Genomic DNA, 536 nt, shown 5'->3' on the forward strand with positions numbered 1-536 from the left:
GAGATGGCGCTCGCCGACGCGCTGGTCGGCGTCGAGTTCGCCACGCTCGAAGTCCCGGACGCCTCGGGAAGCCCCGAAGAGCACATCCGCGACCTCGAACAGCAGAAGCGCGAAACCGAGTCGAAGCTCGAAACCGTCGAATCCGAGCTCCACGACACCGCCGTCGAGGAGGGCGAGTTCCTCCTCGCCGCCGAAGAGCGACTCGCTATCGACGTCCAGAAGACGGAAGCGCCGCTTTCGTTCGCGACGACGGAGAACGCCTTCGTCGCCGAGGGCTGGATTCCGACGGAGCGCTACAACACGTTCGCGGGCACGCTCAAAGACGAGGTCGGCGAGCACGTCGCCGTCGAGGAGCTCGAACGCGCCGAGTTCTCGCGTGACGGACACGACCACGCGCGAGAGGACGTCACCGAGACCGGCGGCACGGCCGCCGTTACCGACGGCGGAACGGTCTCGATGTCCAACGACGACCCGCCGGTCGTCCAGAAGAACAGCGGCGCTGTCAAGCCGTTCGAAATCCTCGTGCAGGCGGTCAA

General features: G+C 66.6%; 1 pseudogene. It reads left to right on the forward strand.

The features are described from left to right. A pseudogene (locus D3D02_RS18845) lies at positions 1 to 536 on the forward strand (V-type ATP synthase subunit I); the annotation flags it as partial.

It is taken from the genome of Halobellus sp. Atlit-38R (assembly GCF_003665925.1).
GTDB lineage: Archaea > Halobacteriota > Halobacteria > Halobacteriales > Haloferacaceae > Haloquadratum > Haloquadratum inordinatus.